The sequence below is a fragment of the Streptomyces solicavernae genome (genome assembly GCF_029968095.1).
GTDB lineage: Bacteria > Actinomycetota > Actinomycetes > Streptomycetales > Streptomycetaceae > Streptomyces > Streptomyces solicavernae.
On sequence record NZ_JASCIR010000004.1, the window covers coordinates 280,407 to 303,773 of the forward strand.

The window sequence follows — 23,367 nt, forward strand, 5'->3', positions numbered from 1 at the left end:
TACAAGCCCGCCGTACGGTGGGACGCACAACCAGCACACATAGGAGATCTCCAGTGGCCGAGCTGTTCTACGACGCCGACGCCGACCTGTCCATCATCCAGGGCCGCAAGGTCGCGGTCATCGGTTACGGCAGCCAGGGCCACGCCCACGCGCTGTCCCTGCGCGACTCGGGCGTCGACGTCCGCGTCGGCCTGCACGAGGGCTCCAAGTCCAAGGCCAAGGCCGAGGAGCAGGGCCTGCGCGTGGTCACCCCGTCGGAGGCCGCCGCCGAGGCCGACGTCATCATGATCCTCGTCCCGGACCCCATCCAGGCCCAGGTCTACGAGGAGCACATCGCCCCCAACCTGAAGGACGGCGACGCGCTGTTCTTCGGCCACGGCCTCAACATCCGGTACGGCTTCATCAAGCCCCCGGCCGGCGTCGACGTCTGCATGGTCGCCCCGAAGGGCCCGGGCCACCTGGTCCGCCGCCAGTACGAGGAGGGCCGCGGCGTTCCGTGCATCGCCGCCGTCGAGCAGGACGCGACCGGCAACGGCTTCGCGCTTGCCCTCTCGTACGCGAAGGGCATCGGCGGCACCCGCGCCGGCGTCATCAAGACGACCTTCACCGAGGAGACCGAGACCGACCTGTTCGGCGAGCAGGCCGTGCTCTGCGGCGGTACGGCCGCGCTGGTCAAGGCCGGTTTCGAGACCCTGACCGAGGCCGGCTACCAGCCGGAGATCGCGTACTTCGAGTGCCTGCACGAGCTGAAGCTCATCGTGGACCTCATGTACGAGGGCGGCCTGGAGAAGATGCGCTGGTCCATCTCCGAGACGGCCGAGTGGGGCGACTACGTCACCGGCCCGCGCATCATCACCGACGCCACCAAGGCCGAGATGAAGAAGGTCCTCGCGGAGATCCAGGACGGCACCTTCGCCAAGAACTGGATGGACGAGTACCACGGCGGTCTGAAGAAGTACAACGAGTACAAGACCGCGGACTCCGAGCACCTGCTGGAGACCACCGGCAAGGAGCTGCGCAAGCTCATGAGCTGGGTGAACGAGGAGGCGTAAGCCTCAGCCGACAGGGCCGGAGCCGCAGGCTCCGGCCCTGTTGTCCAACCCGTCGTACACGGACGGGTGATCCCTTCCGCAGAGGCGCAAGACCACCTCCGCTACGGCACTACACTGCCGTACTACATACGCGTCAGGCCCACAGCGTCGTGCGTCTTCCACGCGGCTCCGCGACACCGGGCGGGTGCCCCTGCCCGGCGCCGCTTCCCCCTCCACCGCCTGCGGCCGTCGGGACGGCCGTCCGCACTGGACTTGTGAGGACACACGTGAGCTCGAACCCTGCCAAACCCGTCGTACTCATCGCCGAAGAGCTGTCGCCCGCGACCGTGGACGCGCTGGGTCCGGACTTCGAGATCCGGCACTGCAACGGCGCCGACCGCGCCGAGCTGCTCCCCGCGCTCGCCGATGTCGACGCGATCCTGGTCCGCTCCGCCACCAAGGTGGACGCCGAGGCCATCGCCGCCGCGAGCAGGCTCAAGGTCGTCGCGCGCGCCGGTGTCGGTCTGGACAACGTCGACGTCTCCGCCGCCACCAAGGCCGGCGTGATGGTCGTCAACGCCCCGACGTCCAACATCGTCACCGCCGCCGAGCTCGCCTGCGGCCTCCTCGTCGCCACCGCGCGGAACATCCCGCAGGCCAACACCGCGCTGAAGAACGGCGAGTGGAAGCGCTCCAAGTACACGGGTGTCGAGCTGGCCGAGAAGACCCTCGGCGTCGTCGGCCTCGGCCGCATCGGCGTCCTGGTCGCCCAGCGCATGTCGGCGTTCGGCATGAAGGTCGTCGCGTACGACCCGTACGTCCAGCCCGCGCGGGCCGCGCAGATGGGCGTCAAGCTGCTCTCGCTCGACGAGCTCCTCGAAGTCTCCGACTTCATCACCGTGCACCTGCCGAAGACGCCCGAGACTCTCGGTCTCATCGGCGACGAGGCGCTGCACAAGGTCAAGCCCAGCGTCCGCATCGTGAATGCCGCGCGCGGCGGGATCGTCGACGAGGAGGCGCTGTTCTCGGCGCTGAAGGAGGGCCGCGTCGCCGGCGCCGGCCTCGACGTGTACGCCAAGGAGCCCTGCACGGACTCCCCGCTCTTCGAGTTCGACCAGGTCGTCTGCACCCCGCACCTCGGCGCGTCCACGGACGAGGCGCAGGAGAAGGCGGGCATCGCCGTCGCCAAGTCGGTGCGCCTCGCGCTCGCCGGTGAGCTGGTGCCGGACGCGGTGAACGTCCAGGGCGGTGTCATCGCCGAGGACGTACGCCCGGGTCTGCCGCTCGCCGAGAAGCTCGGCCGGATCTTCACCTCGCTCGCCGGTGAGGTCGCCGCCCGCCTGGACGTCGAGGTGTGCGGCGAGATCACCCAGCACGATGTGAAGGTGCTCGAACTCTCCGCGCTCAAGGGCGTGTTCGAGGACGTCGTCGACGAGACGGTGTCGTATGTGAACGCCCCGCTGTTCGCGCAGGAGCGCGGCGTCGAGGTGCGCCTGACGACCACGTCCGAGTCGCCCGACCACCGCAACGTCGTCACGGTCCGCGGCACGCTCACCGGCGGCGAGGAGATCGCGGTCTCCGGCACGCTCGCCGGCCCGAAGCACCTGCAGAAGATCGTCGCGATCGGCGAGCACGACATCGACCTGGCGCTCGCCGACCACATGGTGGTGCTGCGGTACGCGGACCGCCCCGGCGTCGTCGGCACGGTCGGCCGGGTCCTCGGCGAGGGCGGCCTGAACATCGCGGGCATGCAGGTGTCGCGCGCGGCGGCCGGGGGCGAGGCGCTGGCGGTCCTCACGGTGGACGACACGGTCCCGGCGCAGGTCCTCACGGAGCTGGCGGCGGAGATCGGCGCGACGTCGGCTCGGTCGGTCAACCTGGCGGATTAGTTTGGGAGTTGGCGGGTCCGGGGTGCGGTGTGCACCCGGGCCCGCTTTTTCGAGGCCTACAGCCGCGCCGCCTTCAACGCCATGTGCAGCAGCAACCGGTCCTCGCCCGCGTCCAGGTCCAGCCCCGTGAGCTGTTCCACCCGCGACAGCCGGTAGTACAGCGTCTGGCGGTGGATGCCGAGGGCCGTCGCCGTGCGGCCCGCCTGACCCGCCTGATCGAGGAACACCTCTGCGGTGCGGGCGAGTTCGGGCCGGGTGAGCAGCTGCTCCACCACCGGATCGTGCGCCGCCTCCGCAGGCAGCGCGGTGAGCAGCCGGTACGGGCCCAACCCGGCCCACTCCGCGACCCGTTCGGCCCCGACCGCCGTACCGCCGGGCCCCCCGCTCGCCGCCGCAGCGCGCCGCGCCGCCGCCGCCCGCGCCGCCGCCCCGGCCTCCCGCCAGGCCGCCGCCAGCTCGGCCAGGCCGCGCCGCGGAACCGCGATCCCCGCCGTGCCCGCGCCGCCCACCGCGTCGACCAGGCGCATGGCCGCCGTACGAGCGGGACCCAGCACCTCCGGCGAGCGCAGCCGCACCAGCGCGGCAAGGGTCTGCGCCGCCGCAGGGCCGCCGGGCGGTCCCGGGACCGCGCTCACCGACACCGTGCCCGCCACCCGCCGCGCACCTGGTGTCGCCGACGCCGGCCACGGCGCGACGCACACCAGGGCGTGCAGCTCGTCCGCCGCCGCGCCGAGCGCGTCCCGCAGCGCCGTCGTCGCCGCCTCGCGCTGCGCGGCCGACGCGGCGGTGAGCAGGGCGCGCAGCTCGCGGGCCACGTCGTCGCCCGCCGAGGCCTCCGCCGCGAGCAGCACCCCGATCCGCTCCGTCACCTGGAGGGCCGCGTCCAACTGGGCGGCGGAGGGGCCCGGCTCGGAGTCGAGCAGCCACACGTACCCGTGCACCACGCCCCGATGGCGTACCGGCAGACAGATCCGGGCGCGAAGCACGCCCGCGTCCGGGGCCGCCGGGATGCGCACCGGGCCGTCCGCGCGGGTGATGCCGAAGCCTTCGAACCAGGACCGCACCGCCGCCGTGGACTTCCGCGTCAGGATCGAGCGCGTACGCACCGGATCGAGGTCCAGTTCGGCCGCGCCGTCGCTGTCCTGCGCGCCGAACGCGATCAGCTCGAAATCCCGGTTCTCCAAGGTCGCGGGCGCGCCGAGCAGCGCGGAGATCTCATCGACCAGGTCCTGGTAGTCGCCCTTCACGAGGGCCATTGTGCGGCACCCGGAAGCCTGTCCCATACAGATGTCTGAGATGCAGGGCACGGATGCGTGACACCTGTCGATGGTTCAGGATCGGAGCGAACCTTAGGTTTCACGGTGGTTCCCCCTGCCGCTCCCTTACGGTCCCCGACCGTTCGGGCGCTGCTCCCTTCACATCCGTTCTGGAGGTGCCCCGTGCTGGCTCCCGTGATTCTCGCCGCGTCGCGCAGCGACAAGATGCGCCGCTTCGTGTCGGCCGCGCCGGGCACCAAGCAGGTCGTCGAGCGGTTCATCCCCGGCGAGACCGTCGACCAGGTCGTGCCGGTCGTGCAGGAGGCCGTCGCCAAGGGCCTCGAAGTGACCCTGGACGTCGTCGGCGAGGACATCACGACGCCCGAGCAGGCCGCCGCCGCCCGGGACGCGTACCTCGACCTGATCGCGCACCTCAAGGACCTCGGCCTCGGCACCAAGGCCGAGATGTCCGTGAAGCTGTCGATGTTCGGCCAGGCGCTTGACGGCGGCCACGAGCTGGCCCTCGCCAACGTCCGCCCGGTCGTCGAGGCCGCCGCCGCCATCGGCACCACCGTCACCCTGGACGCCGAGGACCACACCACCCTCGACTCGATGTTCGCCATCCACGACGAGCTGCGGAAGGACTTCCCGCAGACCGGCTGCGTCATCCAGGCGTACCTGTTCCGCACCGAGGACGACGCCCGCCGCCTCGCCGAGAACGGCAGCCGCGTCCGGATCGTGAAGGGCGCCTACAAGGAGCCCGCCGAGGTCGCGTACCAGGACAAGGGCGAGATCGACAAGGCGTACGTCCGCATCACGCGCATCCTCATGGAGGGCGCCGGATACCCGATGATCGGGTCCCACGACCCGCGGCTCATCGCCATCAGCCAGGAACTCGCCCGCCGTGCCGGCCGCAAACTGGACGAGTACGAGTTCCAGATGCTGTACGGCATCCGCAGCGAGGAGCACGTCCGGCTGGCCGCCGAGGGACACCGCATGCGGGTCTACACCGCGTACGGCACCGACTGGTACGGCTACTTCATGCGGCGCCTCGCGGAGAAGCCGGCCAACCTGCTCTTCTTCGCCCGCTCGACACTCACCAAGAACTGACTGTCGCTCACCGAGAACTGACTGTCGCTCACCGAGAACTGACCGTCGCTCACCAAGAACTGACCGTCGAGCCACAAGAACTTGGCCCCGGGGCCGAGCCCCTCACCCCTCATCACAGACCTCACCAAGGAGGACGGACGCAATGGACGCCGTGACCCAGGTCCCCACCCCCGTCAATGAGCCGGTGCACGGCTACGCCCCCGGCTCCGCCGAGCGCATCCGCCTGGAGGCCAAGCTCAAGGAGCTGGCCGAGAACCCGATCGACCTGCCGTGCTTCATCGGCGGCGAGCGCCGCATGGGCGGCGGCGAGACCTTCCGGGTCGTACAGCCGCACAACCACCAGAAGGTCATCGGCACTGCCCGCAACGCCACCACGCAGGACGCGCAGGACGCCATCGACGCCGCGCTCGCCGCCGCCCCGGCCTGGCGCGCGATGTCCTTCGACGACCGCGCCGCGATCATCCTGCGCGCCGCCGAGCTCCTTTCCGGCCCGTGGCGCGAGACGCTCGCCGCGTCGACCATGCTCGGCCAGTCGAAGACCGCCCAGCAGGCCGAGATCGACACCCCCTGCGAGCTCATCGACTTCTGGCGCTTCAACGTCTCGTACGCCCGCCAGATCCTCGCCGAGCAGCCCCCGGCCAACGCGCCGGGCGTGTGGAACCGTCTGGACCACCGCCCGCTCGAAGGCTTCGTGTACGCGATCACGCCGTTCAACTTCACGGCCATCGCGGGCAACCTGCCGACCGCGCCCGCCCTCATGGGCAACGTGGTCGTGTGGAAGCCGTCCCCGACGCAGACCCACGCCGCCGTGCTGCTCATGCAGCTCCTGGAGGAGGCCGGTCTGCCGAAGGGCGTCATCAACCTGGTCACGGGTGACGGCCTGGCGGTCTCGGAGGTCGCCCTGGAGCACCCGGAGCTCGCGGGCATCCACTTCACCGGTTCGACCAAGACCTTCCAGCACCTGTGGAAGACGGTCGGCAACAACATCGAGAAGTACCGCTCGTACCCGCGCATCGTCGGCGAGACCGGCGGCAAGGACTTCGTCGTCGCCCACCCCTCGGCCGACCCGGCGGTCCTGAAGACGGCCCTGACCCGCGGTTCCTTCGAGTTCCAGGGCCAGAAGTGCTCGGCCTCGTCGCGTGCGTACGTCCCCGCCTCGATCTGGAACAACGGCTTCAAGGAGCAGTTCGCGGCCGAGGTCGACGGCATCAAGATGGGTGACGTCACCGACCTGACGAACTTCATCGGCGCCGTCATCGACGACCGCTCCTTCGCGAAGAACAAGGCCGCGATCGACCGCGCCGAGGCCGACGCGTCCTGCACGATCGTCGCGGGCGGCACGTACGACGACTCGGAGGGCTACTTCGTCCGCCCGACCGTCATCGAGTGCACCGACCCGGAGAACGAGGTCTTCACGACCGAGTACTTCGGCCCGATCCTCGCCGTCCACGTCTACGAGGACGACAAGTACGAGGAGATGCTGGCGCAGATGGAGTCGGTGTCCGCGTACGCGCTGACCGGCTCGATCATCTCCTCCGACCGTGCGGCCGCGGCCGACGCGATGGAGAAGCTCCGCTTCGCGGCAGGCAACTTCTACATCAACGACAAGTCGACGGGTGCCGTCGTCGGCCAGCAGCCCTTCGGCGGCGGCCGTGCCTCCGGCACCAACGACAAGGCCGGCGCCCCGCAGAACCTGATGCGCTGGACGCTGACCCGCGCCATCAAGGAGTCCCTGGTCTCGCCGACCGACTACTCCTACCCGCACATGGGCTGAGCTTCACTGCCCGCCTGAACACCCGCCCCCGTACGGTGACCGCACCGGACGGGGGCGGTGTACGTGCGGGGGCGGTGTATGTGCGGGGGGGGGGCGGTGTACGTGCGGGTCAGACTTCCACCAGCACCTGGTCGAGCGACTTCCGTACCAGGTCCGGGACGTGGCAGTCCGGTGCCGGGTAGCCGACCGGGATCACCGCGAACGCCTTCTCGTTCTCCGGCCGGTCGAGGACCTGGCCGAGGAACCGCATCGGGCTCGGCGTGTGCACCAGCGCCGCGAGCCCCGACAGATGCAGGGCCGAGAGCAGCATGCCGACGGCGATGCCCACCGACTCGTCGACGTAGTAGTGCTTGTGCCGGGTGCCGTCCGCGCCGAGCCAGTAGCGCTGCTGGAAGACGACGATCAGGGCCGGGGCGTCCGTCAGATGGGGCTTCACCTCGTCCGTGCCGAGCGGCCGCAGCGCCGCCAGCCACTCCTCGCCGAGCCGCCCGTCGTAGCTGACCTGCTCCTCGTGCTCGGCGGCCGCCCTGATCCGCCGCCGCACGTCCGGGTCGCGTACGAGCACGAACGTCCACGGCTGCTGATGCGCCCCGGACGGCGCGGTCGCCGCGCACGCGATCGCGTCCCGTACGGCCTGCTCGGGCACCGGGTCGGGCGCGAACTGCCGTACGGTGCGCCGCCCTTGCATCCGCTCCCGCAGCTCGGCGGCGCGGGCCAGGGACTCGTCGTGCGGCATCCGGTCGGGGCGGTAGGGGACGGGCCGGTAGGGCTCTCCGTGGGCCGGGGTCCAGTGCGCAGTCTCGGTCATACGGCGAGTCTGCCGCCCGCCCCGGGGCCGTGGACAGAGGACTCCCGGTCGTGATCGCCGTCTCAGATAGTAGGAAGTCCGAGTAATTGTAGAGACAGCGGCTCGATGCTCGCTTAGCTTTGTAGGAGCCGAACGTCTCGCTCGATCCAGCGATTGGCGGTCGTGAGCCGGGCACCCCGCAGGCAACCCCTGCCGCCCCCGCTCCCCGCCTCGACCGGCGTCTCGTTAACCCCTCTCCGCACTCCGCTGCGTCCTCAAGGAGTCGATTCCTCATGACCGAGACGACCGTCGCCCCCCGCCGAGTCCGTCGCGCCCCGCGCATCGGTGAGACCGAGCGCAAGAACGCCGCCGCCGCCCTCCAGCGCGCCCTCGACCGGAGGGACAACGGCGGCGAGACGGGTCACTGAGCGGCGCCGCCCCGGCCTCGTACGACATCGAAGTGGTCGATGCGCTCGCCGCTCTCGGCGAGCGCGGAGACCTTCATCCGCGGGCGGGTACCGGTCGTGCCGGTCTCCACCTCCACCGCGAGGAACGAGTAGCCGGTGTACCGCACCCGTGACCACTCCACCGTGTCCGGGTCGGGCAGCCGCAGCTTGGTCCAGTGGAACGTGAGGATCGACTCCCGGTCGCTCACGTGGCCCTCGTAGCTGTCCTCCACGCCCGGACCGAAGCCGTACAGCTCCTTGCCCGCGCCGCCGGCCGTGACGTACACGATGCCGTCGCGCGTCGGGTCCGTGCTCTCGCCGACCGGCACGGCCTTGCCGACCTCGCCGTTCTTGATGGCGTCCGTGCGCTCGTAGACATGGTTGTGGCCGTTGATCACCAGGTCCACCTGGTGCTTGGTGAACAGCTCAAGCCAGGCGTCGCGCACCCCGCCGTCCGAGGCGTGCGTGGACGTCGAGTACATGCAGTGGTGGAAGAAGACCACGATGAAGTCGACGTCCGCGTCCGCCCGCAGCTCCCCGAGCCGCTTGTCCAGCCAGGCGGTCTGCTTCCCGTCCGTGTAGCCCTTGTTGGCGGGAATCTCGTACGAGACGTCATTGGCGTCCAGGGCGACGACGCCGACGCTGCCGTACCGGAACGAGTACACGCCCGGCGCGCCCGAAGGGTCGAATCCGTTCTCCGGGAGCGACCAGCGGGCCGACTGGCCGCCGTAGCCGTTCGGTGAGTACCAGGCCTCCATGTCGTGGTTGCCGGTCGTCACCATCCACGGCACCGACTTCGCCACCGACTCGGTCTGCGCGAGGAACGTGTCCCACACGCGCGCGTCGTACGTGTCCGACTCCTTGCCCATGCCGCTGGAGTCCGCGTAGCAGATGTCGCCCGCGTGCAGGTGGAACGACGGGTTCTGACCGAGGATCAACTGGTCGTTGGCGAGCGCGTGGTAGCTCACGCCCTGGTCGCCGAAGGCAGTGAACACGAACTTCTCCGGCTTCGCGGGCGCGGTGCGGAAGGTGCCGATCGTGCCGAGGCGTTCCGGCGCCGCCGGGTCGAAGCCGTCGTGGCCGACGCCGTAGTAGTACGTGGTGCCGGGCTTCAGGTTGTCGAACGCGGCGTGCAGGTAGTACTGGTCCACCTCCGGCAGCTTCTTCGACAGGGCCGGGGTGTGCAGCGGACGCACCTCCGCCTCGATCTTGCGGCTCAGCTCCCAGGGGGCGGTGCCGATCCGGACGTACGGCCGCTGCACCGCGAACGGGACCTGCCAGGAGATCCGCATCTGCGTCGCCGGGTCCGCACCGAAGGCGAGGTGGCGGCCGAAGGGGGCGACCAGCGAGCCGTCCACCTGCGCGGTGGCGCTGCTCGTGGCGAGCGCGGGGGCGGCGGCTGCGGCGGCGGTCCCGGACCCGATCAGCACCCCCGCGCCGCCCGCCGCGCCTGCCGTCGCGAGCCCGCCGATGAGCGCTCCGCGCCGGGAGACCCTGGGGCGGGCGTGCTTGGCCCGCAGGTACTCATGCTGCTCCGGCATGCTCAGGCGCTGCGCCAGCTGTTCGGGTATGCCCACGTTCGGTGTGTCCATGACGGACGAACTTGCCAGTAACTTCCGGCGGGGGCCAGGCTCAGGGGTGAACGTGGGGTGGCGGTTCGGTGGTTCTTCCTCCCCGCCCCGCCCCTTCCCGGCTGTGTCGATAATGCGGCTGGCGCCGCGTGGCTGCGGCGCTTCGGGGGTCAGCCCCCGGACCCCCGCTCCTCAAGCGCCGGAGGGGCTGGTTTTTAGGGGCGCGGGGAACTGCGCGACCGACCACGACGGTGGGGCCGCCGAACGACGGCAGAAAAGCCCCTCCGGCGTTTGAGGAGCGGGGGGCCGGGGGCGGAGCCCCCTGGGGGTGCGTCCAAATAACGGACACGGAATGTCACCGGGTAAGACAACCGCGTACCCTCAAAACCATGTCTCGCAGCATCAATCTCGCAGTCATCCCCGGCGACGGCATCGGCCCCGAGGTCGTGGCCCAGGGGCTCAAGGTTCTCCGTGCCGTGCTCCCGCAGGATGTGAAGCTGGAGACGAAGGAGTTCGACTTCGGCGCCAAGCGGTACCACGCCACCGGTGAGACCCTCACCGACGCCGACGTGGACGCCCTGAAGCAGCACGAGGCGATCCTCCTCGGCGCCATCGGCGACCCGAGCGTCCCGTCCGGCGTCCTGGAGCGCGGCTTCCTGCTGAAGCTCCGCTTCCTCTTCGACCACCACGTCAACCTGCGCCCGAGCAGGCTGCTGCCCGGCGTCGCCACGCCGCTCGCGGGCCAGCCCGAGATCGACTTCGTCGTCGTACGCGAAGGCACCGAGGGCCCGTACACCGGCAACGGCGGCACCATCCGCAAGGGCACCCCGCACGAGGTCGCCACCGAGGTCTCCGTGAACACGGCCTTCGGTGTCGAGCGCGTCGTCCGGGACGCCTTCGCCCGCGCGCAGGCCCGCCCGCGCAAGAAGCTGACCCTGGTCCACAAGAACAACGTCCTCGCGTACGCCGGACACCTGTGGACGGACGTCTTCAACCGCGTGGCCGAGGAGTTCCCCGAGGTCACCACCGACTACATCCACGTCGACGCCGCGACGATCTACCTCGTCACCGACCCGGCCCGCTTCGACGTGATCGTCACTGACAACCTCTTCGGCGACATCATCACCGACCTCGCCGCGGCCGTCTCCGGCGGCATCGGCGTCGCGGCCTCCGGGAACATCAACCCGAGCCGCGAGTTCCCGTCCATGTTCGAGCCCGTGCACGGCTCGGCCCCGGACATCGCCGGTCAGGGCAAGGCCGACCCCACGGCCACGGTCCTCTCCGTCGCCCTGCTGCTCCGCCACCTCGGGTACGACGCCGAGGCCGCGCGCATCGAGGACGCCGTCTCCGCCGACCTGGGCGAGCGCGGCGAGACCCCGCGTACGACGGACGAGATCGGCGACGCGCTCGCCGGGCGAGTAGCCGGCTGACCCGGCAGCTCCACCTCAGGGGTAACCAAGCCGCCGGGTCGCACACGCACCCGGCGGCTTCTCGTATGCGCCGCCGGGTGCCACCATCGACATCTGGACCGCAACCACACCGTTTTCAGCCCTGCACCGTTTTCAGTCACAGCCCCGGCCGGGCGATAATCGGACGTGGGGCCGCGAATTTCGGGTATGCGAGTACGAGACAGTCGCCTCGGGGCGACGTGAGCGCGGTCCGACACACACAAAAAACGGTGAAGGACAAGCACTCATGACGACGCCCACGATCGAGCTCAAGCCCTCCTCAAGCCCGCTCTCCGACCAGGAGCGCGACGCGATCCTGGCCGGCCCCGGGTTCGGCCGCCACTTCACCGACCACATGGTCACCGTCAAGTGGACGGAAGGGCGCGGCTGGCACGACGGCCAGCTGGTGCCGTACGGACCGCTCTCCCTCGACCCGGCGACCAACGTCCTGCACTACGCCCAGGAGATCTTCGAGGGCCTGAAGGCCTACCGCCGCCCCGACGGCTCCGTCGCCACCTTCCGGCCCGACGCCAACGCCCGCCGCTTCCAGGCCTCGGCCCGCCGCCTGGCCATGCCGGAGCTGCCGGTCGAGACCTTCGTCGAGGCCTGTGACGTGCTGGTCCAGCACGACAAGGCGTGGGTGCCGGCGCACGGCGGCGAGGAGTCGCTGTACCTGCGGCCGTTCATGATCGCCACGGAGGTCGGGCTCGGCGTGAAGCCCGCGAGCGAGTACCTGTTCGTGGTCATCGCGTCCCCCGCGGGCGCGTACTTCCCCGGCGGGGTCAAGCCCGTCTCCATCTGGGCCTCGCAGGACCGCGTGCGTGCCGTGCCCGGCGGCATGGGCGACGCCAAGACCGGCGGCAACTACGCCGCTTCGCTCCTCGCCCAGGCCGAGGCCGCCGCGCAGGGCTGCGACCAGGTCTGCTACCTGGACGCCGTGGAGCACAAGTGGGTCGAGGAACTCGGCGGCATGAACCTGTACTTCGTGTACGGGGACCGCATCGTCACCCCGGCCCTCACCGGCTCGATCCTGGAGGGCATCACGCGCGACTCGCTCCTTGAGGTCGCCCGTGACCTCGGGTACGAGTCCGTGGAGGAGCGCGTCTCCATCGACCAGTGGCGCGAGGACACCGCGAACGGCACGCTCACCGAGGTCTTCGCCTGCGGTACGGCCGCGGTGATCACCCCGGTCGGCACCGTCAAGACGGACGGCGCCGAGTGGACCCAGGGCAACGGCGAGCCGGGCCCCGCCACGATGCGGCTGCGGGACGCGCTGCTCGACATCCAGCGGGGCAAGGCCGAGGACAAGCACGGCTGGATGCACGTGCTGGGCTGAGGTGGTCTTGCCGGGGCTTGCCGGTGGGCGTCGACCAGCTGATCGTCGATCGCCTCCGGCCTCGTCCTCAATCGCCGGACGGGCTGGATCATCGGCCTCCGGCCTCCTCCTCAATCGCCGGACGGGCTGGATCATCGGCCTCCGGCCTCGTCCTCAATCGCCGGACGGGCTGGATTCGGCGGTCGCGACCCCAAGCCCGCGTTCAAGTGCGATCGCCGGACGGGCTCACCAGTACGAGCTCGTCCGGCGATGGTGCGTTCGCGGTGCGGCGCGGCGGCAGCAGCGCGTACACCGCACCCCCCACCACCCCCGACAGTACGAAGCTGCAGTCCACGCCCCCGGTCAGCGCAAGCAGCGGGCCCTCGTACAGCGGTGTCGAGACCGCGGCCAGGCCGGTCAGCGCGCCCGCTGTCCACGCCACCGTGGCGCGGGGTTCCCAGCCGGAGCGGTACCAGTAGATCCCGCCGCGGGAGCGGTTGTTGAAGACCTGGAGGGCCTCCGCGTCGTACGCGCCGCGCAGCCGCCGGTGGCCGATCAGGGTGATCACCGCCCAGGGCGTGCCGATCGCCGTCAGGAGCAGCACGAACGACGTCATCGCCGACTGCGCGTCCCACGCGAAGTGCCCGAGGAACACGAACGCGGTGGCGACGACGGCGACGATCACCGTGGCCTGCGTACGGCTGGCGCGCGGGACGATCGCGTCCAGGTCGAGGCCCATCGAGTACAGCATCAGACCCGCGTTGCCGACCGAGCCCGCGGTGGCGGCGAGCAGCAGCGGGAGCAGGTACCAGCCGGGCGCCGCATCGACCAGCGGGCCCGCGTAGTCCAGGCCGGCGCGCGCGGCGAGCGCCGTGAACGTACCGAAGAGCTGCGGGAGCAGCAGGCCCACCGTCAGGCCCACACCCGTCGCGCGCAGGACGGTCCGCGAGGAGTGCCGGGTGGGGGAGATGTAGCGGGAGTAGTCCCCGAGCAGGGTGATGAACGCGACCGGACCGCTGAGGCCCGCCGCGACTGCGGCGAACAGCCAGGTCGGCCAGAACGAGCCGAGCAGGTACGGGGTGTCGGGCGGGGCGGCGGTGGTGAAGTCGCCCGCGTACGCGATCACGCCGAGGGCGAGCAGGACCGTCATGCCGACGGCGAGCGCCTTGCTGAGGCGGAGCAGCAGCTGGTAGCCGAAGACCGCGCCGACGACGGTGGCGCCCGCGAGCAGCGCGTAGACGAGCCCGTGCACCAGGCCGCCGTCCGGCAGGCCCGTCAGCCGCGCCAGCGTGCCGATCATGACGTCGCCGCCGATCCACAGCGTCAGCGCGGTGTAGCCGAGGGAAAGCAGCAGGCCCACGACGGAGCCGATGAGGCGGCCCCGGACGCCGAAGGCGGCGCCGCTGGACGTGGAGAGGTTGGTCGCGGTGCGCAGCGAGATCAGCGCGAGCGGCGCGGTGACCAGGACGCCGACGGCGGTGCCCGCGAGGATCGCCGTGACCGACGGCCACAGGCCGAGCCCGAAGGACGGCGGCAGCCAGCCGAAGACGATCACGCCCAGGCAGAGGTTGGAGCCGAGCAGGATCGAGATCAGATCGCGCGGGCCGCTGGTGCGCTCCGCTTCCGGGATGGTGTCTACTCCGCGCTGTTCTATCGGCATCGGCATCGGCGTCCCCTGTCGGTGGCGTAAGTTTGAGTGGCGCTCTAAACCATCTAGGCTGCTTACCGTGAAGTACGTCAAGACTGCGAGCCAATCCTTTGCCGATCCCGGATCAGGGTTTAGAGTGCTGTACTAACTGGAAGTGAGGGAGTGCCGTGCGACTCACGCCGACCGAACGGGACCGGCTGCTGCTGTTCAACGCCGCCGAGCTGGCCCGCGCCCGCCGCGCCCGCGGTCTCAGACTGAACGTCCCCGAGGCGACCGCCCTGATCGCCGACACCGTCTGCGAGGCCGCCCGGGACGGACTGCGCCTCGCCGAGGCCATAGAGCGGGCCCGCGCCGTGCTCGGCCCGGACGACGTGCTGCCCGGCGTCGCCGACGTGGTGACCGAGGTGCATGTGGAGGCCGTCTTCGACGACGGCTCCCGCCTCGCCGTCGTCTCCGACCCGCTGCAGGGCGGCTCCCTCGGCGACGCCGCCCCGGGCGCGGTCCTGCCCGGACCGCCGCACACGGAGCCGGAACCGGCCGTACGTCTCCGCGTACGCAACACCGCGCCCGTGCCGGTCAGTGTGACGTCGCACTTCCACTTCTTCGAGGCGAATCCGCGGCTGGATTTCGACCGGTCGGCGGCGTACGGGATGCGGCTGGCGATTCCCGCCGGGGCGTCGTTCCGCTTCGATCCGGGTGGTGAGGCGGAGGTGGGGCTGATGCCGATCGGGGGTGCGCGGGTCGCGATCGGGTTCGCCGGGCTCGTGGACGGGGAGCTGGACGCGCCCGGCGCGAAGGAAGAAGCGCTGCGCCGCGCCGCGGCCTGCGGCTATCTGGGGGTCACGAAGGGAGACGGGGCATGAGCAGGCCCACCAAGCACAGCCCGCACGGCATGCCGAGCGGTCCGCACATCGACCCGCGCGAGTACGCCGCCGTGCACGGCCCGCGCGCCGGCGACCGGGTCGTCCTCGGTGACTCCGGGCTCGTCGTCCGGGTCGAGTCGGACTCGCAGGCGCACGGCGACGAGTTCCTGGCCGGGTTCGGCAAGACGGCCCGTGACGGGCTCCACCTGAAGGCCGCCGCCGTACGCGAGACCTGCGATGTGGTGATCAGCAACGTCCTCGTGATCGATGCGGTGCAGGGCATCCGGAAGGTGTCCATCGGTATCCGGGAAGGGCGGATCGCCGCGATCGGGCGGGCCGGTAACCCGGACACGCTCGACGGTGTGGACGTCGTCGTCGGCACCGGCACCACGATCGTTTCCGGTGAGGGGATGATCGCCACCGCCGGTGCCGTGGACACGCATGTGCACCTGTTGTCGCCGCGCGTGATGGAGGCGTCCCTCGCGTCGGGTGTCACCACGATCATCGGCCAGGAGTTCGGCCCGGTCTGGGGTGTGGGCGTCAACTCGCCCTGGGCGCTGCGGAACGCCTTCGGTGCTTTCGACGCGTGGCCGGTCAACATCGGCTTTCTCGCGCGGGGTTCGTCCTCGGACGGTGTGCCGCTGGTGGAGGCGCTGGCCGAGGGTGGGGCGTCCGGGTTCAAGGTGCACGAGGACATGGGCGCGCACACGCGGGCGTTGGACACGGCACTGCGGGTGGCGGAGGACCATGACGTCCAAGTCGCGCTGCACAGTGACGGGTTGAACGAGTGCCTGTCGGTCGAGGACACCCTGAGCGTCCTGGACGGCCGGACCATCCACGCCTTCCACATCGAGGGCTGCGGCGGCGGTCACGTACCGAATGTGCTGAAGATGGCGGGAGTGCCGAACGTCATCGGCTCGTCCACCAATCCGACGCTGCCCTTCGGGCGGGACGCGGTCGCCGAGCACTACGGGATGATCGTCTCCGTCCACGACCTGAAGACGGACCTGCCCGGTGACGCCGCGATGGCGCGGGACCGTATCCGGGCCGGGACGATGGGCGCCGAGGACGTGCTGCACGACCTGGGTGCGATCGGGATCACCTCGTCGGACGCGCAGGGCATGGGCCGGGCCGGGGAGACGGTCCGTCGTACGTTCGCGATGGCCGGGAAGATGAAGGCCGAGCTGGGCCCGATGGAGGGCGACGGGGTCCACGACGACAACGCGCGCGTCCTGCGCTACATGGCGAAGCTGACCCTCAATCCGGCGATCGCGCACGGGCTCGCGCACGAGGTCGGGTCCATCGAGGTCGGCAAGATGGCCGACCTCGTGCTGTGGTCGCCTCAGTTCTTCGGGGCCAAGCCGCAGCTGGTCCTCAAGTCGGGCTTCCCGGCCTATGGCGTCACCGGTGACCCCAACGCCGCCACCGACACCTGCGAACCCCTCGTCCTGGGGCCGCAGTTCGGGGCACATGGGGGGGCGCCGGCGGAGATCTCCGTGGCGTTCGTCGCGCAGGCCGCGATCGACCGCGGGCACGATCTGATGCCGACCCGGCGCCGTCGCGTCGCGGTGCGCGGCACCCGCGGGATCGGTCCCGCCGACCTGAAGCTCAACTCCCGTATCGGCGCCGTGAACGTGGACGCCCGCAGCGGACTCGTCACCCTCGACGGCGACGCGCTGCGCTCCGAGCCCATCGAGTCGATGTCGCTCAACCGCCTGTACTTCCTGTGACTCCGACACACCCTCAACTCTTAGTCGTACGCGAAGGATTCCCCATGACGTTCCGCATGCCGCCCGAGTGGGCCCCGCACGAGCGCACCTGGATGGCCTGGCCAGGACCCAACACCACGTTCTCCTCCTCCGAGGAGCTGGCCGAGTCCCGCGCCGCCTGGGCCTCCGTCGCCCGCGCCGTACGCCGCTTCGAACCGGTCACCGTCGTCCACGGCCCCGGCCAGTCCGCCTCGGCGCGCGCCCTGCTCGGCCCCGACATCGAGCTGGTCGAGCGGGAGCTGGACGACGCCTGGATGCGCGACATCGGCCCGACCTTCGTCACCGACGGCAGCCAACTCGCCGCCGTGGACTGGGTGTTCAACGGCTGGGGTGCACAGGACTGGGCCACCTGGGACCACGACGCGAAGATCGCCTCGCACGTGGCCGACCTGGCCGGGGTGCCCGTGCACAGCTCGCCGCTGGTCAACGAGGGCGGCGGCATCCACGTCGACGGCGAGGGCACCGTGCTGCTCACCGAGACCGTGCAGCTCGGCCCGGAGCGCAACCCCGGCTGGACCAAGGAGCGGGTCGAGGCGGAGATCCACGCCAAGCTCGGCACCACCAAGGCGATCTGGCTGAAGCGCGGCCTCGCCGCCGACTACCCCCCGCACGGCTACGGCACCCTCGGCCACGTCGACATCGTCGCCGCCTTCGCCGGACCGGGCGTGGTCGTCGTGCACGCCCAGCCGGACCCGGACCACCCCGACCACAAGCCCTGCCAGGAGAACGTCGAGTTCCTGCGCACCCAGACCGACGCCAAGGGCCGCCGCCTCCAGGTCGTCGAAGTGCAGGCGCCCACCAAGACCCGCGAGGAGGACGGCGGCTGGGCCGACTACTCGTACATCAACCACTACCTCTGCAACGGCGGCGTCGTGCTCTGCTCCTTCGACGACCCGCGCGACGAGCTCGCCGCCGGGACGTTCCGGAGGCTCTTCCCGGACCGGACCGTCACCCTCGTCGATGCCCGTACGATCTTCGCGGGGGGCGGTGGCATCCACTGCATCACCCAGCAGCAGCCCAAGGTGTGATCCACGATGTGACCCGAGGAGAGACCCGCATGGCTCCGGGAGCCCGCGCGCGCAGAAACGCACCGCCGCGCGACCAGGTGCTGTCCGCGGCCATGGCGATGATCGCGGACAGCGGGCTCGACCGGCTCACCATGGCGGCGCTCGGCCGCGAGGTCGGCATGAGCAGCGGCCACCTTCTCTACTACTTCAAGACGAAGGACGAGCTGCTCCTGCAGACGCTGGAGTGGAGCGAGGGCCGCCTCGGCGAGCGGCGCCGCGCCCTCCTCGACTCCACGGAACCGGCCCGCGCCCGCCTGGACGCGTACGTCGACCTGTACGTCCCGGACGCGCCCCGCGATCCGCACTGGACGCTGTGGATGGAGGTCTGGAACCGCTCGCAGTACGCGGACGCCGAGGCCGAGTCGCGCGGGCGGCAGGCCGCCATCGAGAAGGCCTGGCACCGCGACCTGGTGGCGCTCCTCGCCGAGGGCATCTCGGGCGGCGAGCTGCGCTCGGTCGACCCGGAGCGGTTCGCGGCCCGGCTGCGCGCCCTCCTCGACGGCTTCTCGCTGCATGTGGCGGTCGGCCTGCCGGGCGCGGAGCGGGCCCAAGTCCTCGCGCACGTACGGGAGTTCCTGGACGACACGCTCGGCACGTGAACGGCACGTGAACGGCACGTGAACCGTACGTGAGGCGAGCGTGAGCGGAACGTGAGCGGAGCGTGAGAGGCGCAGCCCCGCTCGCCCCCCAAGAACGAGAGCGGCGCACCCCGGGACGGGGGGTGCGCCGCTCTCTCCGCCCGGCGAGCCCGCTAGTACACCCTCACGCCGTACGTCGACAGCGCCTCCTTGACCGGCTGGAACACCGCCGAGCCGACCCCGTTGTCGCAGGTGCCGCCCGAGCCGGAGTGGATGCCGAGGGCCGTGGTGCCCGCGAAGTGCGCGCCGCCGCTGTCGCCGCTCGACGAGCAGACGTTCGTCCGCACCATCCCGTACGCGGAGTTGCCGTCGCCGTAGTTCACGGTGACGTTCGTCTGCGTGACCGAGCCGGAGGTGACCTTCGTGGTGGAGCCGGACTTCCTGACCGCCTGGCCGACCACGGCGTCGGCGGCCGAGGTGATGTCCTGGAAGCCGCCGTTGTAGAGGTTCACATGCCCGGCGGGCGCCGAGCCGTCGGTGTACCTGACGATCCCGAAGTCGTCCCCCGGGAAGTTCGAGCCCGTGCGCTCGCCGATCACCGGGCCGCCGGACGAGGCGCTCCACTGCGCGGCCGAGTCGGTGCAGTGCCCGGCGGTCAGGAAGTACCGGGCGGACCCGGAGGACACGTTGAAGGCCGCCGAACAGCGCAGGCCGCCGCCGTGGACGGCGTCACCGCCGGCCACCTCCTTCCTGAACTCGCCCGGTACGCGCACCACGCGGACCGCGCCGCCGAGTCCGTCCGCGACCCGCTCGATCCGCGCGAAATCCGCCGCCGAGACCGTGGTGTCCGCCTCGACGACGACCTGGTTGCGTCTGGGGTCCACGCCCCAGCTGGTGCCGGGGATCTTCGCGTGCTTCTCCAGGGCGGCCGTCGCGGCCCGCAGCTCGGCGCCGGTGCGCTCGACGACCTTCGCGGTGCCGCCGGCCTCCCGCACCCGCTCGGCGTCGGCGGCGTCCGTGACGGTGGTGATCAGCTCGCCGCTGCGCGCGTCGAGGTAGCTGCCCGCGCTGCGCTCGCCGAGCAACCGGGCGAGGGCGGAGCTGCGCTCGTACGTGTCGCCGCCGACGCGGACGCCGGGCTCGGGCGAGGGCTCGCCGGAGGCGGATCCGAGGGTGGATCCGAGGGTGGATCCGGGGGTGGATCCGGGGGTGGATTCGGGGGTGGCGGACGCGGAGCCGGGGATGAGGGACAGGGGGAGTGCCGCCAGGGTCACGGCGAGGGCGAGGGGGGTGCGCTTCACGTGCTGCCTCCGACAGGGTGGGGGGTGGTCCGACTGGGTGTCGTGTGCACAACAGAAAGCGCGTGCATCATAGGTCCGGACCAGACCCGCACCGCCGCAACGACGCGTGCGAACTTTTCGGGGCGCTGCCGATCCCCTTCGGGCGACCGGCCCGTGACGGACGCCACGTCACCGGCCGACCGCATAGTGAGACCAGCGCCCGCACACGCCGCAACCTGTGCAAAACTCACCGCGTGTTCCGTAAAGCGATGATTATTCGCAGCGAGCGCGCCGGTCCGCAGTGACCGTCACGTACGAAAAGCCGTACGGGCGGACACCGTCGTCCCAGACCCGCGCGCAGACCTCTCGCACCCGCGAGGGGTTTTTCTGTTTTTCCGGCCCACATCACACCGGGAGCGGAGCGCGAGGGATCATAGGGGAACGGTGGAACCGGTCATTCCGGTAGACCGAGATCCAAATACAGGAGCCAGATCAGCATGACGGTAAGCACGGGAAATCCCGACGACTCGTTCCACGTCTTCGACACCACGCTGCGCGACGGCGCGCAGCGCGAGGGCATCAACCTCACCGTCGCGGACAAGCTGACCATCGCCCGGCACCTGGACGACTTCGGCGTGGGCTTCATCGAGGGCGGCTGGCCCGGCGCCAACCCCCGCGACACCGAGTTCTTCGCCCGCGCCGCGCAGGAGATCGAGTTCAAGCACGCCCAGCTGGTGGCCTTCGGCGCCACCCGCAGGGCGCATGTGAAGGCCGCCGACGACCCGCAGGTCAAGGCCCTCCTCGATTCCGGCGCCCCGGTCGTCACGCTCGTCGCCAAGTCGCACGACCGGCACGTCGAACTCGCCCTGCGCACCACGCTCGACGAGAACCTCGCGATGATCGCCGACACCGTGTCGTACCTGCGCGAGCAGGGTCGCCGCGTCTTCGTCGACTGCGAGCACTTCTTCGACGGCTACCGCGCCAACCCGACGTACGCGAAGTCCGTCGTCCGCACCGCCGCCGAGGCCGGCGCCGACGTCGTGATCCTCTGCGACACCAACGGCGGCATGCTCCCCGCCCAGGTCCAGGCCGTCGTCGCCACCGTCCTCGCCGACACCGGCGCCCGGCTCGGCATCCACGCCCAGGACGACACCGGCTGCGCCGTCGCCAACACCCTCGCCGCCGTCGACGCGGGCGCCACCCACGTCCAGTGCACCGCCAACGGCTACGGCGAGCGCGTCGGCAACGCCAACCTCTTCCCGGTCGTCGCCGCCCTCCAGCTCAAGTACGGCAAGACCGTCCTGCCCGAGGGCGCGCTCGCCGAGATGACCCGGATCTCGCACGCCATCGCCGAGGTCGTCAACCTCACCCCCTCCACGCACCAGCCGTACGTCGGGGTCTCGGCGTTCGCCCACAAGGCGGGCCTGCACGCCTCCGCGATCAAGGTCGACCCGGACCTGTACCAGCACATCGACCCCGAGCTCGTCGGCAACACCATGCGCATGCTGGTCTCCGACATGGCGGGCCGCGCCTCCGTCGAGCTCAAGGGCAAGGAGCTCGGCGTCGACCTGGGCGGCGACCGCGAGCTGGTCGGCCGCGTCGTCGAGCGCGTCAAGGAGCGCGAGCTGAAGGGGTACTCGTACGAAGCGGCCGACGCCTCCTTCGAGCTGCTGCTCCGTGAGGAGGCCGAGGGCCGGCCGCGCCGCTACTTCCGCACCGAGTCCTGGCGCGCGATCGTCGAGGACCGCCCCGACGGCACCCACGCCAACGAGGCCACGGTGAAGCTGTGGGCCAAGGGCGAGCGGATCGTCGCCACGGCCGAGGGCAACGGCCCGGTCAACGCCCTGGACATGGCGATGCGCGTCGGCCTGGAGCGGTTCTACCCGGAGCTGTCCAAGCTGGAGCTCGTCGACTACAAGGTCCGCATCCTGGAGGGCACGCACGGCACGTCCTCCACGACCCGCGTGCTGATCTCGACCTCCGACGGCACCGGCGAGTGGTCCACCGTCGGCGTCGCGGAGAACGTCATCGCCGCGTCCTGGCAGGCCCTGGAGGACGCGTACACGTACGGGCTGCTGCGCGCCGGGGTCGAGCCCACGGAATAAGCCTCTGCTCGGCCCGGTCGAAAGGCGGCCGTTCGAGTTACCGTCGAGGTATGAGGCCTCTCATATCGGTACGGATCACCGTCCGAGTGGTCCTGGTAGTCCTTCTGGCCCTGGGTGCCGCGTTCGCCGCGGCCCCCGGGGCGCAGGCCGAGACGCCCGTGTCCGAAGTGGCACAGGCCCTGAAGAAGAGCCCCGTCTACGTCGACCCCGCGGCCTCCGGCCTGCTGCCGGCCGCGGAGGCGGACGCCCTCGCCACGAAGATCGAGAACGCGGACAAGCCGGTGTTCGTGGCGGTGCTGCCCGCGGACTATCCGAAACAGGACCTGTTCGCGAACCTGCGCACCCAGACCGGCGTCACCGGGCTCTACGGCATCCAGGTCGGAGCCGAGTTCGACGCCAGGGCCGACGAGTCGGTCCTGTCGCAGGACGGCGTCGGCAACCTCGTACGCGCCGTTGAGGGCGACACCCTTGCCGCCCGCCTGAACAACTTCGCCGACCTCGCCGTCACCAGCGCCAACGGCACCGCCCCCGCCTCCTGGGACACCGCCGCCGACGACTTCGACCCCGCCGGCCTGATCGGTCTGGGCGCGGTCGCCCTCGCGGGCGGCGCCGGTGCGTACGCGCTGGTCCGGCGCAACCGGAAGCGCAAGGCCGAGGCCGAGTGGGCCGCGCTGGCCAAGCTGCGGGTGGTCGTCGACGAGGACATCACCGCGTTCGGCGAGGAGCTGGACCGCCTGGACTTCCACCCGGGCGAGCCCGGAGCGACGGACGAGATGCGCACGGACTACGAGCACGCCCTCGACGCGTACGACCGGGCCAAGTCCCTGCTGGGCCAGGCGGAACGGCCGGACGACGTGCGCGCTGTGACCGAGGCGCTGGAGGACGGCCGCTTCTCGCTCGCCGTGCTCGCCGCGCGCCGCGAGGGCCGTGAGCTGCCGGTCCGCAGGCCTCCGTGCTTCTTCGATCCGCGCCACGGCCCGGCGGTCGCGGACTTGTCCTGGGCCCCCGAGGGCGGTACGCCGCGAGACGTGCCGGTCTGCGCGGCGGACCGTACGCGGATCGAAGAGGGCCAGAGCCCGGACGTCCGTACCGTCGACACGCCCCACGGCCGCCGCCCGTACTACGAGGCGGGCCCGGTGTACGGCCCCTGGGCGGGCGGCTACTTCGGCGGCGGCCTGCTGCCGGGCCTGCTCATGGGCACGATGCTCGGCCACATGATGGCCAGCCCGGCGTACGCGGCCACGGACTACGGCGCGGGCGGCTCCGAGGGCGGCGACGTCTCGGGCTCGGACTTCGGCTCCGGCGACTTCGGCGGCGGCTTCGGCGACGGCGGAGGGTTCGGCGGCGGGGACTTCGGCGGCGGGTTCTGAGCGGAAGCGGTGCTGAGCGGTGGCGGGTTCTAAGCGGAAGTCGACACCTCGGAGTCGGGG

The 23,367-nt window shown here is 71.0% G+C and carries 18 protein-coding genes; 13 read left to right on the forward strand and 5 right to left on the reverse strand.

The window, feature by feature from the left end; all coding sequences use genetic code 11:
* Positions 1-53 precede the first annotated feature (53 nt).
* Both ilvC and serA read left to right on the forward strand, forming a co-directional pair.
* The gene (ilvC, locus tag QIS99_RS07930; RefSeq protein WP_282511839.1) at positions 54-1,052 is read left to right on the forward strand and encodes a ketol-acid reductoisomerase; all 999 of its coding nucleotides are present in this window, start codon (positions 54-56) and stop codon (positions 1,050-1,052) included.
* Between the two features lie 266 nt (positions 1,053-1,318).
* Positions 1,319-2,920, forward strand: coding sequence for a phosphoglycerate dehydrogenase (serA, locus tag QIS99_RS07935; RefSeq protein WP_282511840.1), 1,602 nt, complete (start codon positions 1,319-1,321; stop codon positions 2,918-2,920).
* 56 nt (positions 2,921-2,976) lie between these two features.
* On the opposite strand, the gene QIS99_RS07940 is transcribed toward serA, so the two are convergent.
* On the reverse strand, positions 2,977-4,167 hold the full coding sequence (locus tag QIS99_RS07940; protein WP_282511988.1) for a PucR family transcriptional regulator: 1,191 nt from the start codon (positions 4,165-4,167) through the stop codon (positions 2,977-2,979).
* 192 nt (positions 4,168-4,359) lie between these two features.
* Between QIS99_RS07940 and QIS99_RS07945 the strand changes: the two genes are divergently transcribed.
* Both QIS99_RS07945 and pruA read left to right on the forward strand, forming a co-directional pair.
* The gene (locus QIS99_RS07945; RefSeq protein ID WP_282511841.1) at positions 4,360-5,286 is read left to right on the forward strand and encodes a proline dehydrogenase family protein; all 927 of its coding nucleotides are present in this window, start codon (positions 4,360-4,362) and stop codon (positions 5,284-5,286) included.
* A 142-nt stretch (positions 5,287-5,428) separates the two neighbouring features.
* Complete coding sequence (pruA, locus tag QIS99_RS07950) at positions 5,429-7,060, forward strand: L-glutamate gamma-semialdehyde dehydrogenase (protein ID WP_282511842.1); 1,632 nt, start codon at positions 5,429-5,431, stop codon at positions 7,058-7,060.
* 109 nt (positions 7,061-7,169) lie between these two features.
* Here pruA and QIS99_RS07955 read toward each other — a convergent pair whose 3' ends face one another.
* Positions 7,170-7,868, reverse strand: coding sequence for a nitroreductase family protein (locus QIS99_RS07955; protein ID WP_282511843.1), 699 nt, complete (start codon positions 7,866-7,868; stop codon positions 7,170-7,172).
* Between the two features lie 272 nt (positions 7,869-8,140).
* Here QIS99_RS07955 and QIS99_RS07960 point away from each other — a divergent pair, with 272 nt between their 5' ends.
* The gene (locus QIS99_RS07960) at positions 8,141-8,275 is read left to right on the forward strand and encodes a hypothetical protein (protein ID WP_282511844.1); all 135 of its coding nucleotides are present in this window, start codon (positions 8,141-8,143) and stop codon (positions 8,273-8,275) included.
* On the opposite strand, the gene QIS99_RS07965 is transcribed toward QIS99_RS07960, so the two are convergent.
* Positions 8,269-9,885: a purple acid phosphatase family protein gene (locus QIS99_RS07965; protein WP_282511845.1), complete on the reverse strand. Its 1,617-nt coding sequence runs from the start codon at positions 9,883-9,885 to the stop codon at positions 8,269-8,271. The two genes, QIS99_RS07960 and QIS99_RS07965, sit on opposite strands and share 7 nt — an antisense overlap.
* Before the next feature lie 368 nt (positions 9,886-10,253).
* Between QIS99_RS07965 and QIS99_RS07970 the strand changes: the two genes are divergently transcribed.
* A complete protein-coding gene (locus tag QIS99_RS07970) occupies positions 10,254-11,294 on the forward strand; it encodes a 3-isopropylmalate dehydrogenase (RefSeq protein ID WP_282511846.1) in 1,041 nt (346 codons plus the stop codon).
* Positions 11,295-11,559: 265 nt separating this feature from the next.
* Positions 11,560-12,648 (forward strand): branched-chain amino acid aminotransferase, encoded by a 1,089-nt coding sequence (locus tag QIS99_RS07975; protein ID WP_282511848.1) that lies wholly within the window; start codon positions 11,560-11,562, stop codon positions 12,646-12,648.
* Between the two features lie 202 nt (positions 12,649-12,850).
* Here QIS99_RS07975 and QIS99_RS07980 read toward each other — a convergent pair whose 3' ends face one another.
* Entirely contained in the window at positions 12,851-14,287 is a 1,437-nt protein-coding gene (locus QIS99_RS07980) for a cytosine permease (RefSeq protein ID WP_282511990.1), read from the reverse strand.
* A gap of 155 nt (positions 14,288-14,442) precedes the next feature.
* Here QIS99_RS07980 and ureA point away from each other — a divergent pair, with 155 nt between their 5' ends.
* Genes ureA through QIS99_RS08000 form a run of 4 tightly spaced genes read left to right on the forward strand, consistent with a single transcriptional unit; the run spans position 14,443 to position 18,573 of the window.
* Positions 14,443-15,138: an urease subunit gamma gene (gene ureA / locus QIS99_RS07985; protein WP_282511850.1), complete on the forward strand. Its 696-nt coding sequence runs from the start codon at positions 14,443-14,445 to the stop codon at positions 15,136-15,138.
* Positions 15,135-16,868 (forward strand): urease subunit alpha, encoded by a 1,734-nt coding sequence (locus QIS99_RS07990; RefSeq protein WP_282511852.1) that lies wholly within the window; start codon positions 15,135-15,137, stop codon positions 16,866-16,868. The genes ureA and QIS99_RS07990 overlap by 4 nt, the downstream gene beginning before the upstream one ends.
* 44 nt (positions 16,869-16,912) lie before the next feature.
* The gene (locus QIS99_RS07995; protein WP_282511854.1) at positions 16,913-17,935 is read left to right on the forward strand and encodes an agmatine deiminase family protein; all 1,023 of its coding nucleotides are present in this window, start codon (positions 16,913-16,915) and stop codon (positions 17,933-17,935) included.
* A 29-nt stretch (positions 17,936-17,964) separates the two neighbouring features.
* Positions 17,965-18,573 (forward strand): TetR/AcrR family transcriptional regulator, encoded by a 609-nt coding sequence (locus tag QIS99_RS08000; protein ID WP_282511856.1) that lies wholly within the window; start codon positions 17,965-17,967, stop codon positions 18,571-18,573.
* A gap of 152 nt (positions 18,574-18,725) precedes the next feature.
* Here the strand turns inward: QIS99_RS08000 and QIS99_RS08005 are convergent, their stop codons facing one another.
* On the reverse strand, positions 18,726-19,853 hold the full coding sequence (locus QIS99_RS08005; RefSeq protein WP_282511858.1) for a S1 family peptidase: 1,128 nt from the start codon (positions 19,851-19,853) through the stop codon (positions 18,726-18,728).
* Between the two features lie 476 nt (positions 19,854-20,329).
* On the opposite strand from QIS99_RS08005, the gene cimA reads away from it, so the two are divergent.
* Together cimA and QIS99_RS08015 are read left to right on the forward strand one after the other, a co-directional pair.
* Positions 20,330-21,937, forward strand: a complete 1,608-nt coding sequence (cimA, locus tag QIS99_RS08010; RefSeq protein WP_282511861.1) for a citramalate synthase — start codon at positions 20,330-20,332, stop codon at positions 21,935-21,937.
* A 50-nt stretch (positions 21,938-21,987) separates the two neighbouring features.
* Complete coding sequence (locus tag QIS99_RS08015; RefSeq protein ID WP_282511863.1) at positions 21,988-23,307, forward strand: hypothetical protein; 1,320 nt, start codon at positions 21,988-21,990, stop codon at positions 23,305-23,307.
* Positions 23,308-23,367: the final 60 nt, after the last annotated feature.